Source organism: Micromonospora sp. IBHARD003 (assembly GCF_056106285.1).
In genome coordinates this window covers 883,532-902,746 of the sequence record NZ_JBWBBX010000001.1, presented here as the reverse complement: position 1 = coordinate 902,746, position 19,215 = coordinate 883,532, and the positions used below count along the sequence as shown (strand labels likewise).

Annotated in this window: 22 protein-coding genes; 11 read left to right on the top strand and 11 right to left on the bottom strand. The window is 67.6% G+C overall.

What is annotated here, in order from left to right; genetic code table 11:
- Positions 1 to 128 precede the first annotated feature (128 nt).
- From ACTWOL_RS03760 to ACTWOL_RS03725, 8 genes are all read left to right on the top strand, one after another.
- Positions 129 to 284, top strand: a complete 156-nt coding sequence (locus ACTWOL_RS03760; protein ID WP_474294275.1) for a hypothetical protein — start codon at positions 129 to 131, stop codon at positions 282 to 284.
- On the top strand, positions 284 to 766 hold the full coding sequence (locus ACTWOL_RS03755; protein WP_474294273.1) for a hypothetical protein: 483 nt from the start codon (positions 284 to 286) through the stop codon (positions 764 to 766). The genes ACTWOL_RS03760 and ACTWOL_RS03755 overlap by 1 nt, the downstream gene beginning before the upstream one ends.
- A 483-nt stretch (positions 767 to 1,249) precedes the next feature.
- Complete coding sequence (locus tag ACTWOL_RS03750) at positions 1,250 to 1,630, top strand: hypothetical protein (protein ID WP_474294271.1); 381 nt, start codon at positions 1,250 to 1,252, stop codon at positions 1,628 to 1,630.
- Positions 1,630 to 2,070, top strand: coding sequence for a hypothetical protein (locus ACTWOL_RS03745; RefSeq protein WP_474294269.1), 441 nt, complete (start codon positions 1,630 to 1,632; stop codon positions 2,068 to 2,070). Before ACTWOL_RS03750 ends, ACTWOL_RS03745 begins: the two co-directional genes overlap by 1 nt.
- An 84-nt stretch (positions 2,071 to 2,154) precedes the next feature.
- Entirely contained in the window at positions 2,155 to 2,490 is a 336-nt protein-coding gene (locus ACTWOL_RS03740; protein ID WP_474294267.1) for a hypothetical protein, read from the top strand.
- A 26-nt stretch (positions 2,491 to 2,516) separates the two neighbouring features.
- Positions 2,517 to 3,014: a hypothetical protein gene (locus tag ACTWOL_RS03735; RefSeq protein ID WP_474294266.1), complete on the top strand. Its 498-nt coding sequence runs from the start codon at positions 2,517 to 2,519 to the stop codon at positions 3,012 to 3,014.
- A gap of 386 nt (positions 3,015 to 3,400) precedes the next feature.
- Positions 3,401 to 5,080: a PcfJ domain-containing protein gene (locus tag ACTWOL_RS03730; protein ID WP_474294264.1), complete on the top strand. Its 1,680-nt coding sequence runs from the start codon at positions 3,401 to 3,403 to the stop codon at positions 5,078 to 5,080.
- A 220-nt stretch (positions 5,081 to 5,300) separates the two neighbouring features.
- Positions 5,301 to 5,732 (top strand): NADAR family protein, encoded by a 432-nt coding sequence (locus ACTWOL_RS03725; protein ID WP_474294262.1) that lies wholly within the window; start codon positions 5,301 to 5,303, stop codon positions 5,730 to 5,732.
- 423 nt (positions 5,733 to 6,155) lie between these two features.
- Here ACTWOL_RS03725 and ACTWOL_RS03720 read toward each other — a convergent pair whose 3' ends face one another.
- Positions 6,156 to 6,596, bottom strand: coding sequence for a GFA family protein (locus ACTWOL_RS03720; protein ID WP_474294261.1), 441 nt, complete (start codon positions 6,594 to 6,596; stop codon positions 6,156 to 6,158).
- 558 nt (positions 6,597 to 7,154) lie between these two features.
- On the opposite strand from ACTWOL_RS03720, the gene ACTWOL_RS03715 reads away from it, so the two are divergent.
- On the top strand, positions 7,155 to 7,484 hold the full coding sequence (locus ACTWOL_RS03715) for a hypothetical protein (protein WP_474294260.1): 330 nt from the start codon (positions 7,155 to 7,157) through the stop codon (positions 7,482 to 7,484).
- A gap of 228 nt (positions 7,485 to 7,712) precedes the next feature.
- Here the strand turns inward: ACTWOL_RS03715 and ACTWOL_RS03710 are convergent, their stop codons facing one another.
- Positions 7,713 to 8,351, bottom strand: coding sequence for an SMI1/KNR4 family protein (locus ACTWOL_RS03710; RefSeq protein ID WP_474294259.1), 639 nt, complete (start codon positions 8,349 to 8,351; stop codon positions 7,713 to 7,715).
- Positions 8,352 to 8,684: 333 nt separating this feature from the next.
- Here ACTWOL_RS03710 and ACTWOL_RS03705 point away from each other — a divergent pair, with 333 nt between their 5' ends.
- Positions 8,685 to 9,602: a hypothetical protein gene (locus tag ACTWOL_RS03705; protein ID WP_474294258.1), complete on the top strand. Its 918-nt coding sequence runs from the start codon at positions 8,685 to 8,687 to the stop codon at positions 9,600 to 9,602.
- 129 nt (positions 9,603 to 9,731) lie between these two features.
- Here ACTWOL_RS03705 and ACTWOL_RS03700 read toward each other — a convergent pair whose 3' ends face one another.
- Positions 9,732 to 9,899: a hypothetical protein gene (locus tag ACTWOL_RS03700; RefSeq protein ID WP_474294257.1), complete on the bottom strand. Its 168-nt coding sequence runs from the start codon at positions 9,897 to 9,899 to the stop codon at positions 9,732 to 9,734.
- 69 nt (positions 9,900 to 9,968) lie between these two features.
- On the opposite strand from ACTWOL_RS03700, the gene ACTWOL_RS03695 reads away from it, so the two are divergent.
- Positions 9,969 to 11,170 (top strand): IS3 family transposase gene (locus tag ACTWOL_RS03695; protein ID WP_474294256.1). Its coding sequence is split into 2 segments (ribosomal slippage): positions 9,969 to 10,260 and positions 10,260 to 11,170, totalling 1,203 coding nucleotides; the frame shifts between segments, so codons are not numbered across the junction.
- A gap of 20 nt (positions 11,171 to 11,190) precedes the next feature.
- Here the strand turns inward: ACTWOL_RS03695 and ACTWOL_RS03690 are convergent.
- From ACTWOL_RS03690 to ACTWOL_RS03655, 8 genes are all read right to left on the bottom strand, one after another.
- The gene (locus ACTWOL_RS03690; protein ID WP_474294255.1) at positions 11,191 to 11,415 is read right to left on the bottom strand and encodes a transposase; all 225 of its coding nucleotides are present in this window, start codon (positions 11,413 to 11,415) and stop codon (positions 11,191 to 11,193) included.
- 43 nt (positions 11,416 to 11,458) lie between these two features.
- A complete protein-coding gene (locus ACTWOL_RS03685) occupies positions 11,459 to 11,779 on the bottom strand; it encodes a CPCC family cysteine-rich protein (protein ID WP_474294254.1) in 321 nt (106 codons plus the stop codon).
- Between the two features lie 379 nt (positions 11,780 to 12,158).
- The gene (locus ACTWOL_RS03680; protein WP_474294252.1) at positions 12,159 to 14,072 is read right to left on the bottom strand and encodes a hypothetical protein; all 1,914 of its coding nucleotides are present in this window, start codon (positions 14,070 to 14,072) and stop codon (positions 12,159 to 12,161) included.
- The gene (locus ACTWOL_RS03675; protein ID WP_474294250.1) at positions 14,069 to 14,971 is read right to left on the bottom strand and encodes a hypothetical protein; all 903 of its coding nucleotides are present in this window, start codon (positions 14,969 to 14,971) and stop codon (positions 14,069 to 14,071) included. The genes ACTWOL_RS03680 and ACTWOL_RS03675 overlap by 4 nt, the downstream gene beginning before the upstream one ends.
- Positions 14,968 to 15,726, bottom strand: coding sequence for an N-6 DNA methylase (locus ACTWOL_RS03670; protein WP_474294248.1), 759 nt, complete (start codon positions 15,724 to 15,726; stop codon positions 14,968 to 14,970). The genes ACTWOL_RS03675 and ACTWOL_RS03670 overlap by 4 nt, the downstream gene beginning before the upstream one ends.
- 193 nt (positions 15,727 to 15,919) lie before the next feature.
- Positions 15,920 to 16,240, bottom strand: a complete 321-nt coding sequence (locus ACTWOL_RS03665) for a hypothetical protein (RefSeq protein ID WP_474294246.1) — start codon at positions 16,238 to 16,240, stop codon at positions 15,920 to 15,922.
- A gap of 93 nt (positions 16,241 to 16,333) precedes the next feature.
- Entirely contained in the window at positions 16,334 to 17,632 is a 1,299-nt protein-coding gene (locus ACTWOL_RS03660; protein WP_474294245.1) for a hypothetical protein, read from the bottom strand.
- A gap of 58 nt (positions 17,633 to 17,690) precedes the next feature.
- Positions 17,691 to 18,125 (bottom strand): hypothetical protein, encoded by a 435-nt coding sequence (locus ACTWOL_RS03655; protein WP_474294243.1) that lies wholly within the window; start codon positions 18,123 to 18,125, stop codon positions 17,691 to 17,693.
- Between the last annotated feature and the right edge of the window lie 1,090 nt (positions 18,126 to 19,215).

Below are 19,215 nucleotides of genomic sequence, written 5' to 3'. Positions count from 1 at the left end.
TGTTCCGCGGCTCCTGCGCGGGACGCGACCTCAGGTGCTGGTGTCGTGTCGCGCCGACGTACACCTCGAACTCGCCAACGGACCGGGCCGTGAGTGAGCCGCCCCGGTGCCGCGACTGCAAACGTCGGATGAAGCACCGCACCGCATCCGTCTACGAGCTGGTCTGTGAACGCCGCATCAACGGCATCCCGGCCCGGAACCGCACCAGCAGCCGCGACGACCACATGCCCGGCCAGGAAGAACTCGTCCTCGAATACCGCACAGTGACCTTGTGGAGCCTCTGATGAACAGCACCGATCCCCGAGCCGTCCAGCTCGCCGAGTCCCGCTACTGCAACGGGTACGGGCCGACCGTCGCCGAATCCTGGGAAGAACTCCTTCCGAGCACCCGTCAGTTCCTCGTCAGAGAGGCTGAGTCATGGCTGGGCGCTGCCGTCGCCGCCGGACTCATCCCGCCCGCCGCCCCGACCGCCGAGGACCTCGCGGCCGCCGACAACCCGACGCATCTCCGCTGGGGCCTGGACGACGTCATCTGGGGCGATGACGACACCGTGATCGTGCTGCTGTCCGATGAGGAACGGCGCCCGTACTGGCTGGAACTCGACCCGGAACGCGCGGCCGTACTCCGCCGAAACCTCGCCGGACCCGACAGGGAACCGGCCGACGAAGAGCCCGGGCGTCGGCCGTGCGGCCACGACGATTACCACGACCCCCACGAGTGGCACCACCGGCCCGGTGTGTGGTGCCCCGGCATCGGCACCGACTGACCGTGACCATCGAACGATGTCGCCTGACCCCCGCCCGCGCACCACTCCGAGAACGGAACAAGCCATGAACACCCAGACCACCATGACCGAAGCGCCACCTGCGGCCTCGCCACCCTCGCCACCGAACTCGACCAACACGCCACCCGTACCAGCCGCTACGGCACCACCTCCCAGCCCTGCGTGACCGCCGGCTGGCTCAACACCCTTCTCCCCGCCGCGATGGGCGCCCAGCTCCCGCACCTCACCGGGATGCGGGACGGGTTCGGCGCGGCCGTCCGCGAGATGCTGCCCCTGGTCAGAGCACCTCGCCGACATGCTCCCGCCCCGGACTCCGGCCCGAATGCGACGCCTGCCTGCTACTCACCACCGACGCCTACACGGGCGGCGACCACGTGATCGAATTCCACGCCGACTACGCCGACCGGATCAGCGACGAAATCGACCGCCGCAACAACACCTGACTGCCCACCGAAAGGACCCCTCATGGCCAGCCGCCCCACCATCAGCATGTACGCCACCACCGACGAGCAGCACGCCTTCGTCGAGGCCCTCACCGACGACGACCTCGTCTGGTGGTACGAACAACAGGAGTTGGGCGCTGTACACGCCATGCTCGCGGACGACCGCGCCAGGCACGCCCGAGGCGCCGCAATCGCCCGCTCCCAAGGACACACTCATTACCAGCATCCAGCCGCTCGCCGCCTACAACTCCGACACCTACATCGACGTCGACCGCACCGCGTGGCCCACCTCCCTGGCCCAGGCCTCGTCGATGGGCTCGCCGCTGGCACTATCCGCGACACGGAGGCCTACGTCTTCGGCCAGCGTGTCGCTCTCCTCCTCATCGAGGTAGGCCACGCCTGATGGGTGACTTGACCGCATACCCCGACTCCGCCGTCCCCGCAGCCTTCGACCGCGGCCACCTCTATAGCCCCACCCTCGAACAGGCCCGCTGGGCCCTCGACCTCGGGACCGTCTACGACTACCGGCCGGGCAACGACTTCGAGCCCCTTCCCAACGCGCCCCGCGGCACCGACAAGGTAGCCACTGGGGAATCATCGTGGGGGTGGTGGCGCAGGAACATCGCCCACATACCCACCGCCGACTTCCTTGGCCTGCACGTGGGTGACGGCATCACCCTGTACTGCATGCACGGCCACCACGATCCCGCGGTCGTGTTGGCCACTTACCGGCATGGCGCCCTGGTCTGGTACGCGCTGCCCGTCTCCCATTCGAACCCGGACGGCACCAGAAAAGCCGAACGGTACGTCCGCGTCCGGAACCCGTCCGGCCACTGGTACTGAACAGACCTGCGCCGGCCTTTCTGCCGGCGCGGGGGCGCCTAACTCCCGCCGTACTCGTACCCCACCGCCGAAAGGACTCCAGCCGTGATTCATCGTACTCGTGAGACCTACGCGTTCATCGAGGCGCACCCCGAGCCGTCCACCCCGGAGGAGGCGCTGTCCCACGTGGTGGCAGTCTTCAAGGACGAAGGCGGCGCCCGCCTGATGGTGCAGGCCACGCACAACGTCTACGCGGACGGCGTGCAGACCGGGCTGACGATGGGCGACCTCCGCGCCCTCGCCGACACGGACGCGGCGCGGGCGCGGGCCCGGAAGGTGGCGCGGGAAATGTTCGCCGGACTGATGCCGGGCGCCACGGGCACCAACATGGCCGATGAGGTCGCTGACAGGATCCTCGCCGCAGTTCGCACCACCGACTGACCACCCGAGACGACAAGACCCGTCCCATGACCGTCACCGCCTGGCCCTACGGCCGCGACGCCGACCGCGACGACCCGCTCACCGCGCTCCGCATCCCCGTCACCGGCACCCACCCTCACTGGCGGTACATCGCCGCCTTCGACCGCGAATCCGAGCAACGCCCCACCGACCTGGAGGCCGCCCAGCTCGCGTCCTACATCGAGCAGTACAAGGTGTACTTCTTCGGCGCTGACGGCTGGTATAAGCGCAAACTGGAAGAGCAGCCCCTCGACACCGATGCGGTCACCCGGATCTTCCACAAGTGGGTCGAGGGCGACTGGTCGTACCGTGTCGTCACCTGGACGTCTGGACCGTTCTGGGTTCCGCTGGCGCCCCGCAGTCGAGGCAGCCGGTACGACACGGCCAAGCTCGGCCAGCTGACCCTCGTGCAGGTCATGGACCGCGACAAGCACATGCACACCGAATACCCGAGCAAGGACTGGGCTGCCTGGAAGGACGCCCACCCGGAGGTGTTCCCGCCATGACCGCCAAGCCTCGTCAGTCGTGGCGTGTGAACGGTTCCTGCTACGACCTGACCACCGGGCTCCAGGACGACTCCGGGGCCACGCGCATCGAGCGCGTCGCCCGATGAACAGCACAGCCAAGACCCCCGCAGGGACCGTCGGCGGGGGTCTTCCTCTTTCCACACGCTCAGCCCAGGCTTCTCCCTCTGAGAGTCAGTCGGACTGTGCAGTCCTTGTTAAAAGGCATTTCGGATGTCATGGCCTCGAATCGACAGGCAATCCCGAATGGCCTGACAGGGGGGCGAGTTGGGGGGAGAGGGATTCGGATGAGACACGGGCATTGCGCTGCAAGGCAGCGCCGGGGGTCTCACTGCCGAATCCATCTCAACTTCCCGGGGGAGATCGCCATGCCCGAGCGCACCGAGCACACCCTGCTCTACATCAAGTATGTCGACGACGCCCTTGCCGAGCAGGGTGTCGCCGCAGTCGAAGGCGCGATCTCCGGCATCAGCCTGAGGATCCTGGCGCGGGCTCTACCTGACGGCCGGACATCCGTCGCCGTCTCGCTCTACAGGCGCGTGCATCGCATGCGCGCCTCGGGCAAGGCATTCCACTACTGGACCTCCGAGAAGCTCACGTCGATGGCTCGCACGAAGAAGGACCTCGTCGTCCTGCGCGAGATCGACCGCCGCACCGGCAAATCCACCACCCGCCATGTCTTCTCCGAGACCGTGGTCGAGTTCTGGATCCACGGGCTGTCCGGGACACTGCAGCGGTGGATGCGCAGCAACCCGCAGGCCCGTCGGCTCGAAGGACCGGAGCCCGAGGGAGTTGACAACGCCGTGGACCAGGCAATCGCCGCGATCCGCGAACACATCGGCGAGCTGCCGAACTGGAACGGCCGCTTCCCGCTGCTGAGGGACGACCGGCAGGAACGTCCGGCCTCCACCTACCTGCCCTATCTCGATGCCCACGACCATGCGCAGGTCGCGAAGAACCTCTTCGGCGTACGGGCCTACCGTCGGCCGCTGGCCCGCGAGGTGGAGCGTCTGGACATCAGCACCCTGAGCTGGTTCGCCATGTTTCGCGGGCTGGTGCCCGTGGACTGGCTCATCGACGCAATGCGCACCACGAAAACAACCAGCGGTAGCAGCCTGATGCGCCAGTTGTCGCTCACGTCTCTGCAGCAGCGAGGGATCCGCTCGATCCTGCGCCGGACTCCGCAGCCGGTGCTGCGACGGATCCTCAAGGAGCCCGTCCACCAGGCGCGGCGCACGCTGGCCGATGCAGCCGACTGCACGGCTCACCGTTTGGCCGTCACCCGTGACCTCGACCTCCTCCCGGAGATCATCGCTACCCGCGGGCAGCGCCGGGTCCGCGGCTCCCGTGACCTCGAGCACCTGGTCCGGGACCTGCCCGCAATCGAGCGCTGGCACGACCCCCGAGGCCGCACGGCCCAGCGCGTCATACAGGAGGAGATCTGCGCCCTTCACGAGATGGAGCACTACAACCGCGAGATCCGGCTGCTTCCCGAGGGCACGGCCCAGGTCGCTGACTGGGACCTCTGGAAGGACGAGGCGTTCCGCGTGCAGGCGTTGGGTCTGATCGAGGACCATCGGCGCGAGCTGATGGCTGCCCGCGATCGTGAGCGCTACGCACGCGAGGAGGCCCGCCGCCTCGAGCGGATCGCGGAGCAGGCCCAGCGCCACCAATGGGCACTGCAGACGGCCGCACTGCTGGATGGTCGGGAAGCAGCCCCCGGTCTGAGCCTCGTCGTCGCCCGAGATGCCGAGACGCTCTCCCGCTGGGGTGCGATGCTCAACAACTGCATCGGCGGGTACGCCGGCGAGCTGGAGCTGGATGTGTTCGCCGCGGTCTGCGAAGCGGACGGCCGCGTGCGTCTGAACCTGCAGATCACGCAGTCGCATGGCGTAGAGCAGATCCTCGGGAAGAACAACCGCGACGCCGTGCGTGAGCTCGGCGAAACGGCCCAGCAGGTCGTCGACGGGCTGGTCGCCATGGAAGTCAGCTTCCACTCGGATGCTCTGGGCATGGACGGGCTGCGACTGCCCCAGAGGACTCACTGACGCCAAATCTCTACACGAACCCCGACCTGGTGCTCCGGCATCAGGCCGGGGTTCTTCTCTTGCTACCCGGAATGCCGGAGGAGCACGTGGACTGCAGGGAATCTCTTTTCTGTGCTTCTACTGCTCTGTGATCAGCACCGCTGATCCGGGAGACGACTCGCAAGTATGAGCTCATGAGACGTCAGGAGTGACCACCGTGGCCCAATACAGTCAGATGCCCATGTTCACTGACACTCTCGGATTCCTCTCGAACTTCGATGAGACGCCCTTCTTCGTCCCGCCGCTGGGACGCGAAGCTGCCTCCGGTGAACACGCATTCAACGCGCTGAAGACCCTCGATCCCGCTGAGCAGAACCACGTGCTCAGTGCTCCGACTCCCGGCGAAAGCAAGGGGCGGGGCGGCCGGGTGACGCTGCGCCCCGGCTGGAACACCGGAATGCGCGTCTGGGCCATGCAGCGTGTGCTCATGGCCAAGTTCTCTGTCCGCAGCTTGAGCCAGCGGCTCGTCGCCACGGGTGACCTGATGCTCGTCGAGACGAATCACTGGCATGACCAGTTCTGGGGCTCGTGCTTCTGTCCGAAACACGAGCGGGTCCCAGGCACGAACATGCTCGGCGAGTTGCTGATGACCATTCGCGCACACCACAGCTGATGGTCTGTTTGCCACACCGGAAGCCCTCCCCGGCAGAGCGCCATGCTCCGCTGCGGGAGGGCTTCCTCTTTTTCACTTCCCGCTTTGATTTTGATGCTGCAGACAGTGCAGCGAAGACCCCACCGCTCGGAGCACTTGGTCCAACGGTGGGGTCTTCTTCCGCGGCCCTGCGTGTGTCTACGGCCTGAGTCCCGTGAAGGGCGGGAAAACGATCTCCCCCATGAGGGCTTCCTGGTGGTCTCCTGCAGCGCCGTGCCCAGGAGCTGCCAAGATCCACGGATGGCCCGGACCAGGCTGAGCCGCCGGTCCCCAGCCGCCGCGGCGGCTAGGGGTCGAAGTTCACATACTGCTCGCGGGCGGGAACGGGGTGCCGGCCGGAGCCATCGAGGGGGCAGGTGATGTTGCCGAACAGGGGACGGGCGCTCAACCGGCCGCGCTGTGCTCGGTCTCCGGCACTGGGGGCAGCCAGTGCACCGCGTTGTCCTTGAAGGACGCGTGGATGGGCACAAGGTCTTCGCCGCTGGTGTCGTCGAGGGCGGTGACGTTGATGCCAATCTCCGGGATGTCGCTGTCGATCGCCGCGATGCGGCTGCCGCAGGTCGGGCAGAAGCCGCGTTTCGCCTCGCCTTCGAAGGTCTCGCACCAGGTCGGCTCGCCGCCCGCACCGGTCCAGGTGACCGTCTCGAAGCCCACCCACCACATCACTGGTGTACCGCCGAGCTTTTGACAGTGGAGGCAGACACAGGTGTGAGGGAAGACGGCGGGACCTCGGGTGGTGAAACGGATGCGGCCACACAGACAGCCGCCGGTACGTTCCCTGGCTGTTTCGGCTCCCTGGGGGTCGGCGGCGGGGGTGGCGTTCATCAGGTAATCTCCCTTGCGCGATGGGCAAGTTGAGCCCATCAGTGTGCCATCGCCTCCGTGATCGTCAGGAAGTAGTTGGCGGCTCTGGCGTGGCCCCGGCCGCGTGCGCCGATTGCCGGGCCGTCACGGGCCGGGCGACGAGACCTCGGCTCGGGGGCGTCCGAGGGCGCGGACGGACCATCCAGCATCGCGCCAGGCGTCAGCGTTCAGGGTGCCGCGACCGTCGATGACGCGCGGGGTGGCGGCGAGGGTGGTCGTGCTGTGCGGGCCGTCAGGGACGGCGGAGGGGCATCCCGAGCGCCGTGGACGATGCGCGTGGGCTCACCGAGGGCGAGGTGAACGACCTGTTGAGCGCCGACGGCCGTCCGAAACTGCCCGCACTGCGACAAGCCCGTTACCATCGTCGCCCTGCTGGCCACTCCCGAGGCCGCACGACCCACCGTCCCGGCAGCAAACCGGGACGTGATCCCCATGCGCAGAAGCTGAGACGGTCCGACGAGAATCGGCACGACACGATGAGCCGCCGTTCACTACTGTCACAGAGGAAAGGATGTGGACATGGCACTGGTCAAAAGGGGATCGCGGCTCATCACCGTGGACGGCACCACCTACCGGTGGCGACTCCGCGGACGGCCGACCTACGACCAGGGCCTGGTCATGTCACCCCTCACCTACGCGGTCGAACACGCCCAGACTCCCGGCACCACACTGGTGATCACCACCAACCAGCCGCACCCGAGTAACTGGTTCGGAACAGCCGGCAGCCCGGTCCTACCCGCCCAAGTGGCTGACAGCATCCGCACCGCTCTCACCGATGGCTGGACCCCCGAGAACCCCGGCTCACCCTTCCACCTCGACCAGTCAGCTGGCTTCGTCTCGTCCCACTGACCCACCCACACTCAAGGACTCACCGACTCAGCCATCGGTGAGTCCTTCTGCTTTCCGCTCCCCACGTTCCCCACTTGGTTCACTCCGTGAACCAAGTGGGGCGAAGAGCCGCAGTGGGGAAAATTCGAGATCCGCATCAAGCCGAAGAGGGTCGTTAGCCGTCGTCGATATCTGCGGCCCTGCGAAGCCCCCGGGGACCCGAAGACGGCTGAGGCGAGCGCCTGAAGATCAGGTTCTGGCCCAGGCTTCAGCACGCCAGTCTGGCAGTTCCTTGTCCAGCCACTCCTCGATGGTCCTCCGCCAACGATCCGAGGGGTCGCTGTCGGCGACATCCGCCCACGCGTCCTCCGCCATGTCGGGGTCGATGAACAGGCTGTCGAGGTATGCCTCGAAGTCGTCAGCCACCTTCGTGAAGACATGGCTGCCCAGATACCCCGGGTGGGGAATGGCATGAATGAACGCATGGAGCTGGCCATGAGTAGCCCGGTTCAGGTCCAGGAAGAGGGTGTCGCTGCCGCCGCTGCGGGCGATGGGCAGCAGGCCGGTCAGGGGCACGTTCTCAACGAGCCACCCGTCGCGACTGCGCCGGTACTCTCCCAGGAGAGTGCCCCAGCCGTACTCACCGGCGTCGTCACGGCCTAACTGATAAAGGGCGTCGAAGCCTTGGAGCGGTTCCGGCTCACAAGCCGGGAGACGGATTGAGTAGCCCAGCCTTCCGCCGCCCGCAGCTTCCAGGAACGAGCGGTACGCGGACGGCAGGGGCAGCCCGATTTCCCGTTCGAGCACGTCACACTCACCTGGGTCGAACCGTTTGAAAGGACCGCCCACCAGGCGACCCCGATACCAACGCGAGAGCTCTTCGGACACGGTTGGATTCTCGCACCCTTGCTCTGCCGCAGTGTGATGGCGCTGTGCGGGTACGGCCAGTCGGCCAGTACCCTTCTACGACGTCCGCGAGGGCTATTCACCCATCACCAACAGCCGTCCCTACCGACAGATTCGTCTGAAGCCTGCGAGAGGGGAGAGGCGCGTGCTGTACGACGAGGACGAGTCAGCCGGCAGAGCGCCGGATGATGAGTGCTGCGAGGAGGACTTCGCCGCGCTCGCTGCGTTCCTCTTCGCCCGCACCGATCCGCTGCTCCTGGCTCGTCCGGTTGGCGCGGGGCGGTCGCGACCGTCTCACAGGGCACAGAGGAGAGGTTGTCCTGGCAGACATACGGTGAGGTGGGGGTGACCGCGATCTACGGGCAGGGGCCGCATCTGGTCGCTGTCGCGGTCCATGCGTTGGACGGACCGCAGGTGCGGCTGCGGGGTGTTGAGCTGATCGCCCGGGTTCCGTCCGAAGTCCGCGCGGACATCGAGGACCTCGCCCGTGGGGACGGATCTGCGGTACGGGTGAACTGGAGCGGTGATCCGGAAGTCGCGGCGTGGGGGGTTTCCATGGGGGCCGCTCAGGAATGGGGGCGGTCGGCAGAGGGATCCATACAGCGGATGGACGCGATGATCACCGATGCCCTGCTTGTCGGCCCCGAGCTGGCCGAGGACCCCTACGGGACAGACCCGGTCATCCAGTGGTGCGATGTCCGCGAGCGTGAAACAAACTCCGGGGCATGGCCGGTGGTCCCCGACCAGGACCGGCCACGCTGGGACTGGACACCGCTGCAGGGGGTCGGCCCGCTCAGGTTCGGAATGAGCCAGCAACAGATAGCAGCCGCGTTGCGTGGTGAGGTGCCAGCCGTCCGTGAGGGACACTATCCCTGGTCGTGGCACCACGAGCCGGGACAGTGGTGCCTGACGACAGAGCGGTTCGACAAGGCCGGGGTGACCGCGCACTACTGGTACGAGCAGGGTGTGCCCGCTCTCGGTGCTGTGACCGTCCACGGCAGGACCGGTCCCCAGGTCACCCTCGACGGCGCCCGGCTGATCGGCATGACGGTCTCCGACGTCGAGACGGCCCTGGCCCAGTACACAGAGGACCGCGGAATGGAATTGGTCTTCGGTTGCGGCGGAGACCTCGGGCCGAACGAGCTCAACATGTACGTAAGGGCAACTCGCGCCGGGGACACCACGGTGAGCGAAGCCCGGTTCTGCGCACAGGACTGGGAAGACCACGGGTGACATCGGCGGCCGGAACGACCCTGCCCATGAGCCCGGGCCACGGATCCCGCCTGGTCAACTCTGCACCACATGCTTCCGGCCCCCTCAAATGGCTTTGAGGAGCCTCGGTCGGGGCGTTCCCAGACCTGCTCATCCTGTTCCACCCGCGGTGGGCTGGCCTGCGCACAGGCGGGCCATGACGTCCGTGAAGGCGGGTGCGTCGCCGGCTTGGCCGACGGTGCGGACGAACGCCAGTTGCCGACACCGGCCGTCGGCCGCGAGGTGGATCTTCAGCCTGGCCTCCGGGGCAGTGAACACCCGGGGCCTTGACCCTTGATCCTGGACACACGAGACACTGGATCCTGAGGATCTGAGAACGGACATCTCGTGGTCATGAAGAACTATCCGCCGCAGTTCAAGGCGGACGCGGTCGCGCTGTACGAGTCGCGGCCCGAGGCGACGATCAGGCAGGTCGCCGCCGATTTGGGGATCAGCCCCGAGACCCTGCGGAACTGGGTCCGAGCGGCCGGTGCGAGCCGGCCCCGGGGGCGGCGGGCGGAGGCGCCCGCCGAGCCGCCCACACCGCTGGAGGCGGAGAACGCCGCTCTGCGCAAGAAGGTCCGTGAGCTGGAGGAAGAGCGCGAGATCCTGCGGAAGGCGGCGAAGTATTTCGCCGGGGAGACGCGCTGGTGAACCGCTTCCAGTTCGTCGCCGACCATCAGCGCCGTTACGGCGTGAAGCGGCTGTGCACCATCCTGGGCATCGCCCGCTCCAGCTTCTACTACTGGCGCCGCACCGCCGCGGATCGGGCCGCCCGGCAGGCAGCCGACGCCCGCCTCGCCGCCCGGATACGGGCCGTGTACCGCGAGTCGGATGGCACCTATGGCGTTCCCAGGATCACGGCCGAGCTCCGCGAGGCGGGCGAGCGCGTCAACCACAAGCGGATCGCGCGGCTGATGCGGGCCGCCGGTCTGGCGGGCGTGCGCTTGCGCCGCAGGCACCGCACCACGGTCGCGGACCCGGCCGCGGCGAAGGCCCCGGATCTCATCGGCCGCGACTTCACAGCAAGCGAGCCGAACACGAAGTACGTCGGCGACATCACCTATCTCCCGCTGGAAGGCGGGAAGTTCCTCTACCTGGCCACCGTCATCGACCTCGCCTCACGCCGCCTGGCCGGCTGGGCGATCGCGGACCACATGCGCACCGGCCTCGTCATCGACGCCCTGGCCGCCGCCGAACGCACCCGCGGCAGCCTCTCCGGGGCGGTCATGCACACCGATCACGGCGCCCAGTACACCAGCCGGGCCTTCGCCGACGCCTGCCGCCAAGCCGGCGTCCGCCAGTCCATGAGCGCGATCGGCAGCTCGGCGGACAACGCGCTCGCCGAGTCCTTCAACGCGACGTTCAAACGCGAGGCTCTTCAGGGCCGAAAGCACTGGTCCAGCGAACGCGAAGCCCGTCTCGACGCGTTCCGCTGGCTCAACCGCTACAACACCCGACGCCGTCATTCCCACCTCGGACAACGGAGTCCCATCGCCTACGAGACAGCACTCGACACAACATCAACTACCCTGGCCCAAGCCGCATAGCCCGTGTCCAAGATTCTGGGTCAAGGCCCCCGCTCCCAGGTGCCATCGACGGCCCACATCCGCAACCGGTTGTAGACGCCCCGACAGTTACCGCACTTCTCCGGCAGGCGCACCCATTGGATCCCGGTCTGGAACTTGTAGGCGATCGCGTCGATCACCTCACGGTGGTCCCGCCAGCGGTCACCCCGCTTCGGCGTCCGGTCCGGGAGCAACAGCTCGATCCGCGCCCACAGCGCATCAGTCAACGGCACACCTGGACAACGAGGGCGAGCCTTACCAGACGCCTCTCTACTCAGCCAGGTCTGGGACCGGGCGTCGTGCTTCCGACAGCCACAGACCCTCACCGCCGCGCGTCACAGACTCATCGCCCGTCTCGGCCACTTCTTCAAGGTAGTCCAGCCGAGCCTGCGCCAAGCTCAGCGAGCCGTTGGGCCCACCTCGGACAATGTGTGCGTCCGCGTCGTCTTGTCCGTCGTCCTCCCAGCCGCACTCTGGACAGATCTCGAAGTTGGCCCGCTCCTCCAGGGTCCGCTGGAAGCAACAGGGGCAGGTGACAAGGCCGTTCGCAGGGTCATTCGAGGGGCCGGGGGGCGGATCTACAGAGGTCATGGCTGACATCGTTCCGCTCTCACGGGTGATCCACAAGAAACAGCCTAGGCCGGACCCACGGATCAAGGGTCGGGCAGCGGGCTCAGGGAAGCGTCCGCCAGTCGCGGCGAAAGTCCCGACCGTGGACAACGCCCGGGTCGTGGAGGTCAAGCCCCTCATCAGCGGTCCGTCGATGCCTCCGGGCCCGGTGACACCACCCCCTGGATCATCAACTGCAACAAGGGGGGAAGTCATGCCGGACCCGAAGGCCGGTAGCCCCATTGCGGAGCCACGAAGACGGTAACGGGGGGGCGTCGCCCTGGCCCGGCCAGCCTCACCAGGTCAGCGGCATCCTCCTCGGATGCGTGCGCGGCGACGAAGTCGGCGTACGTCCAGCCGTTCAGGTCGTGTACGTGAGCGGTGTACGACCCGAGGCGGTGAAGGTGTCCGGCACCCGGACCAGGCGTGACTCCTCGGTCTTCGGTGTTGCGTCGCTGCTGGCGTCCCCCGAGCCGGAGTGCTCGGCGGCGGAGACCGGGGCGGCAGCCTTGTCGTTCTGCGGCTGGGGGCACCGGGCCCGGGTGGTGGGGTACACCCGGCCGTCAGCGCTGCGGAACAGGGTCCCAGCCTCGATCAGCGGCAGCACCCGGGAGGCGTTGACCTTGCGGCCAGCGTGGCGGAAGCCGTCACCGCTCTGCCACAGCAGCCCCGCCTCGGCCCACTCAATTACCTCGGCCTCCGTGCCCGGCTTGGCGGTCTGTACGAACTCGCGCGAAGCCCACAACTCCGGCGGTTCCGCCGGCCCTTGTTCGGCCTGGTCGAGCAGGGCGAGCGTCGCCGTGCCTGCCTTGACGGCGGCGGCCAGGTCGAGCTGGCACACCCCGTACCGCTCATCCACCGACGTACACAGCGCGTGCCACGTCTCGGCCGTGGCGTCGGTGAGGTTCGCGGGGATCGTCGACAGGGCGTCGTCAGCTTCTGGCGTGATCGGCTTCTCAACGCCGTTGACGTTGTAGGTACGCGTCACGCGCCGGTGGCCCTTGCCCGCGCCCTCATCGAGACGTGCCGAGGTGGCCCCGGGACGGTGACGGGTGACCACATGGCCGATGTACGCGGCCGACAGCACCGCGGCCGCCCCCGAGTCCAAGCCGTCAGCGTTCAGCGCTTCCAACACGGCCAGCTCGTCAACCGTGGGGGTGGCGGCTCGCTCGGCCGCCGCCTTCTCCTCCGCGGCCCGCAGCGCGGCGGCCTGCTCGTCGGCGGCCTGCTCAGCTTCCGCTGAGGCCTGCGCCTTCTCCTGCTCCCCGGGCCAGGTCTCCCCGGCGGACAGCCACTGATAGGGGGAGCCCTTCACGGCGGCGTGCCGGGTGTCCTTCTCCGGCTCCGTGACGGCGTTGATGCGCATCGCGTTCGACCACAGAAGAAACGCGCGTGCTCCCTCGTCGCTAAGACCGAACGTGCGGACCCCCGGGGCGATGGCGAACACCTTCACGAACCCGGCCGCCCACAGGCGCGCAACCAGGGTCTTCCTGATCCTCTTGGAGACGTCGGCGCGGTCGGGGCTGATGTCGTAGGCGCTGAACCCGTGGGCGGTCTCGCGCACCTTGCCGTCACATATCCACCCCAGCGTCCGCCACTGGTCACGGGAGAAGTTCAGCGCTTGGGCAGCGTCAATGTCCTCCGGCGCCATCACGTCGGCGTCCTCCCGAGCGTGCGCGTCCAGGTGGGCGCGGGCAGCGTCGGCCGCATCCTGCTGGTTGTCGTAGACGTAGGCAGCGGCGACGTTGGCGACCGCGTCACCGAACTTGTTCAGTCCTAGGGAGACGGGGCCATGCCGGTCGCACTCGGCCACCCACTTGGAGCCGATCAGGTCGAGAGCGACCGCCCGCGCGGGGACGGGGGTACTGTACGCCTCCCCGACCTTGGGCAGGTCGACGAGCGCCGGAAGGTCGGCGACGGCGACGCGCCCCCACTTTGCAGCATGGACCGCGCACAGAAGCGACGTCGACAGATAGGCGACCCTCCAGCGCGGCCCGGTCGCGGTGCAGCCGTAACCATCGCATGCGCCAGGCTCGGCGGCAGTTACCGTGCGGTCGGCGTCTGCCAGGTCAGCGCCGAACGGCTCCGGTTCCTGCGCGTCCTGCCTGGCGCAGTTGTCGCCCGCGGCCGGCCGGTCCTGGCCGGTCTCCTCGGGCGTAACGACGGCGGCACCGGGCGGCGTCCACTCGGGAAACGTCTTGCCGTGCTCCGTGGCGTCCGCGTGGGCGCGGACGATGTCCCGGACGCTGGCCGCGTACGGCGAGTCATTGATCACCGAACAGACGCCGATGCGCGTGGTGTCCGGCGCGATGGCCAGCCAGGGCCAGTCTTCGCCACCCTCCTTCGAACCACGTAGACCGCTCCGCGGACCACCGCTTCCCAGATGCTCGGGCTGACCCGCGTCACCGTGACGCGACGCTTGCCCGCGCCCATGACGATCTCATGCGGGCCGTGCTGTGACATGACGAGACCGTCATCGCGGCGGTCATCCTCCGTCGCCTGCCGCTCCTCGACCTCCTGCTCGCTCCGCACCCAAGCGGCCGCCTGCTCCTGCTCGGCCTGCGCATCCCGCTCCGCCTGCTCCGCCGCAAGCCGCTCCCGCGTGGCCTCCATCTCCTTGGCCCACTGCTCGACCTGCCGCATCTGCGCGGCGCGGCGGCGCTTCTCCTCCTCCCCGTTCGGCAGCGGAGTAAGGCGCCTGGCCTGGTCCCGCGCCGTCTGCTTACTGGTCCGGCCGGTGTGGTGAACACGCACCCTCGCCCAGTAGGCGGCCTGATGGTCCTCGTGCAGCAGGTCGGGGGCGGCGGTGCACCAACGGTGTGCGGTGACGCCGTCGGGGGTGACCGTGACAGGGCCGCGCCGACCGGCGGGGGGGACCGCGATATAGCCGCCGGACGCCAGCAGCTCGACCAGGGCGGCCCGTACCCGGCGTCCCTGACCCTCAGGGCGGCGGACGATCCCGGACGTATCCGCGTGCAGGTCTCCCGCGTACGCGGCGGCCAGGACGTCGGCCAGCCCTGTGCACCATCCCATACGCGGCAGTTCGGATCGGGCGTTGCTCTCGTCGAGCCACCGGTCCGTGCAGCTGTTCGCCACCTCTGAGCCGGCGGGCTCGGTGAGAGTGGTGACAGCCCTTCGGGCGGCGTCGTCGTTTCGTTCTTGCGTGATCGTCATCGCTGCACCTCCAGAGCATCAGCGGGTATTCCGGTGGTCTCCTGGGGAGGCGCGATGGCCAGCTGCCGTGATCCACTGACGGCCTGACCCAGCCTGAGCTTCCGGTCCCAACCGCCCAAGATATGAGCGAGAGTGGGCCACGACTCGAAGGTCTCCAGCGTGAGGACGTTGCGACGGCGCACCACCGCGGGGATGTGCAGCAGCGTCAGATGGACGTAGATCATGTGCACGGCCTGCGGCGCTATGTCCTCTGCCGTCACATGCAGCTGCGTCTGTGGGTTCAGGCCGTGCTTGAGCATCGCCTGCGACAGAGCAACCATGAACGCGCCCGCGCCGCAGCTGGGTTCATACACATTGGCGAAGCCGTCCCTCTGCACCTGCTCGACCACCGAGTCGATCTGCATCTCGGCCATCAGCTGGGCGATGTCGTAGGGCGTGTAGTACTGGCCGAGCCGCTCGTTGCCGAGCTCCAACTCCATGTAAAGGCGGCCGAGTACGTCGCAGGGCTCGCGCTCCAACTCCGTGGTCACTAGCGCCAGGGCGTGCGCGAAGCGGTCCAGCTCTGTTCTGCTGTAGCGGCCGACGATCTGTAGATACTGCCCTTCGCGCGCTTCCCAGGCCTCGCTCCCGCGGACGTCCACGGCGTTGCGCAGAGCCAGCGCCGCCATCTCGACGAAGTTGTCGAAGACTTCGCTCATCCGCTTCGCGCCGGTGTTCGGCGTCAGCAGTTTCACGATCCCGCGGTAGCCGCTCATACGCTCGGCCCGAGGGTGCTCGTCGGGCCGACCCTGAAAATCGCAGACATGCCCCGAAGCGCTTCGTCTGACCTGTGCCAAGCGGCCCGACCCTGCTTGCGGGTGACCCTTGCCTCATGGCGGCGCAGCAACTGCGCCGCGTCCTCGGCGAGGGGCACGTCCAAGCGCTCGATCGGATTCGTGGGAGTGGCCATCACTGCCCACCCTCGGCGAGGTAGCGCATGAATTGCTCGGCCTCGCGCCGGCCCTCCAGACTGCGCGACCGCCTGCGCCCGTCCTCCCGCCATCGCACCCGACAGCCCGACGCTGTTTTCTCCATACGGATCGCAGAGCGACGGACCCCGTCGGACGCGGCAGACTCCTTGCCCCGCACCCGGTCCAGTTCGGCACGCAGCCGGTCGACCTCGTGGACCAGCTCCTCCGCGTACTCGGTGACCTCGGCGACCGTCCGGTCCTTCTCGTCCAACCGCGCCCAGATTGCGTCCAGATACTCCGGAGTGATGGGCTTAGGCATGACCCTCACCGCCCTCCTGGAGCAGGAGAACCGTGGAGGTTCGCGAGGTGAGCACGACCTCTGCCCTTGCGACGGCATCCAGCACCTCACGCATCAGGCCGCATCCCTACTGCGCTTGCCCGCGGGCTTCGCGGCGAGGGTCTGCTGCTCGACGTGGCGCGCTGCGATGTACAGGCCCTCGCGGTTCAGGTGCCGCGAGTAGCTCGAGTCGAGGTAGAGCACCGGCACGTCGCCCGCGGCCTTCAGCAGCGCCGGGTGCAGCAGGTGCTTGATCGGACCCGAGCCGCCGCCGTAGACGTAAACAACTTCAGTCGTCGCGCCGGCCTGGGAGAGGACGTCGCCGAAGGAGGAGACGATCTCGTCGACCAGATAGCTGGCCTCGTCCTCGACGAAGCCGGCGGCCCGCTGGTGACGGTTCTTCACCAGCACGGACGGCTCCGCGTGGAGGAAGTCCGCCAGCTGCTTGCGTGAAGAGAACTGCAGCGTGGCGTCCGACTCGCTCATGCGCTCCATGGCATTCATCAGCGCGGTGCCGTAGCCCTCGTCGAGTGTGGCCGCTGCTTCAGGGTTGAACCGGCCGTCGGTGAAGACCGGGAAATTCACGGTGCCCTCACCGACGTCGACGCCGATGGTGTGCTGGACCGACACGAGATCAGAGGCGGCGACGCCCTCCACGAGGGAGGCGTCGCGAGTGCGCAGATCATCGAGAAGAGCCTGGGCCAGCGGCTCGCCCTTGTCGGTGATGGCGAACTGCGCGGAGGCACCCTCGGCCATCACCTGGACGTCGACGAACTGCAGACGCACCGAGACCGGGGTGCTGAAGTTCTTGATCGTCACCAGGTGCACCGCGGGGTCGGAGCTGCCCAGCAGGCCGATGAACTCGGCGGCGTAGGCGTGGCGGCGCGCGACGAACTCGGAGATCGGCAGCGCCAGGCCGGCGCGCACCTGCACGCGCAGCTCGTGATCGGGCAGCGCGCCGTTCTCGCGGACGTAGTCACGCAGGGCCTTCGCGGCGAAGACGCCCAGGACCAAGACCTTGCTCAGTTCCTGATCGGCCTTGGAGTGCTTGCCCAGCACCTCGAACTCGGTGAACTTCGAACCGCGCACGCTCAGCGCCGCCCGGCCGAAGATCCGGCGGTCGGACGCCGCCACCAGGGGAGTGGTGAGCGAGCAGTCGATCTGATTGTAGAAGTCACCGACCAGCACGGATGCTGCATCCGCATCGGGGAGTGGCACCTTCGGCGAGGTGCGGGAAGTCGAAACGACCGCGCTGGGCAAATCGATCTCGTCGAAAGTCTTCTGCTTCGTGTTCTGGATAACGCCCTTGACGTAGCCGTTGCCAACGTCAATGCCGCCGGTGAGAGTGATGACGTCGGTGGTGTTCGTGCTCATGAATTCGATCCCTCGGTGTCTGCGTTGTCTGCCTGGAAAATGAAATTCACCGCGTCACTCAGCGCCGAGTGCTCGCCATGATTTCGTCGATGGACGCCTGCTTCGGCGGCTCCGGCGCTGGATCGGGGACGTTTGCCGCGGGCTCCTCGGCCGTCTCAACCGGCGCGGGAACCGGCTCGGGCTGGGCTATCGACGCTGGTGTTGGTGCTGTCCTCTCGGCGCCGGAGTCGGCCTGGTCGGTGACCACGGGCTGCGGCTGCGACTGAACCGGCCGGGCGGCCGGACGGCGATCGGTTGTGACCTCGTCGTCCTCGCGCTGCTCGGTGTTCTCCAGCGGCGGCCGGCCGCGACGCGGCAGCTGATCGACGGGCTTGTAGAAGACGTCGATGTACCCGTCGCGCTGAATGGACTCCCGAATGAGCAATCGCAGCGACTGCGAGATGTTCTCCTGTTGATCGAGCCACTCGATCACCGAGGTATCGACAGCGGGCACGGTCCAACGGACCTTGCGAGGTTCACCCGACTGACTCGCCATAGCACTCACCTCGCCCTGTCGCTTGCTCCTGCACTCCATTCCGTCGATCGCTGGATGCCGCTTGCTCTGCCATATGGACTCACTGCCTTTCACGCCTCCCCTCGGATGGGAATCGATGCGAGTCCAACCTAGTGTCTTTATGGAGTCCTGTGCAAGTCCCATTCGATACGCGAGTGAGACGCCAGTGATGTCCCTATCGCGTACTGGCAGGGACACCTACGAGACACTGCAGTGCCCCCGCCTGGGGCGGCTTGCGCGCGGCCGCCGGCGAGATGCGCCTATGAGCCCCACCTGCGACGCAGCAAGTGCTCACCCGGGACACCTGCGAGACACCTGGGGTCACGGCGCCGCCCCGGGGGAGCCGCATGGAGGTACGCGTAAGGTCCCGTTGGCGCCCCGACTGTGCCTCCTGATAGACGCCACCCGGCACTTCTGCGCAGATGTGTCCTCTAAGGGCGCTGTGAGCGACACCAGGGCAGCACTGCTGGAGCACGCACGAGACACCGTGAGGACGCGCGCGGGACTCTGAGAGACCCAACGGAAGCAGTCGATGCCCTATGGATGTCTCAGTCGTGCCCCCGGGGTGTCCCGATGAGTCACCTCAGAGACACGAGGGAGACGCTGTTTCACCGCTGTTTCACGGGGCCGAGAAGTCTGTCTGCGCCCCTTGCCGAGGCCCGCCGGCGGGCACGTTGAGGCAGCCACGAAGCGCCGGCGGAGCGAGACCAGAACAGCCGTCGGCACGGTGCTGTTGCGACGGTCGGTACAGGGCGTCATCGAGCCGTCACGGTCGCGCAGAGGAGAGCAGAGGAGAGCAGAGGGAGAAGGCGTGAAGGGGGAGTAGACCCCCGCACACAGCGAGGGTGCGAGGAACGACTTGCTTCCGCAGCAAAGGCCCGTGGGGTAGAGGAAGAGCAGAGGCATTTGCTGCGGAAGCAGCTCCTGGAGGAAGACGACAACGGCCCGATGACGCTGGGGCTGCTCGCTGTGATGGGCAGCTTGTCGCAGCAGTCGGGTCTCTCTTCTACTGATGCGTCCACGGGGGACC